This is a genomic window from Pantoea sp. GbtcB22 (assembly GCF_019091025.1).
Lineage (GTDB): Bacteria > Pseudomonadota > Gammaproteobacteria > Enterobacterales > Enterobacteriaceae > Pantoea > Pantoea leporis.
In genome coordinates, this window is the sequence record NZ_JAGXKB010001079.1 from 1 (window position 1) to 229 (window position 229).

General features: G+C 64.2%; 1 pseudogene. It reads right to left on the bottom strand.

The features are described 5' to 3' along the window. A pseudogene (locus KVT28_RS27555) lies at window positions 1-229 on the bottom strand (DNA topoisomerase IV subunit B); the annotation flags it as partial.

Below are 229 nucleotides of genomic sequence, written 5' to 3' on the forward strand. Positions count from 1 at the left end.
CTTGGCGTAGAAGGTCTCCTGCTTCTTCTGGTCCTCGCGCTCGTCCTTGGTGGTGATGCTGGTGCCCTTGTTCAGGAACGCGAGCTGCCGGAGCCGGTCGGCCAGGGTGGTGTAGTGGAACTCGAGGACGGTGAAGATCTCGGGATCGGGCTTGAACCGGATGGTCGTGCCCGTGCCCCGGGCCTTGCCGAGCACCTCGAGCTTCTTCACCGTCTTGCCGCGGACGAAG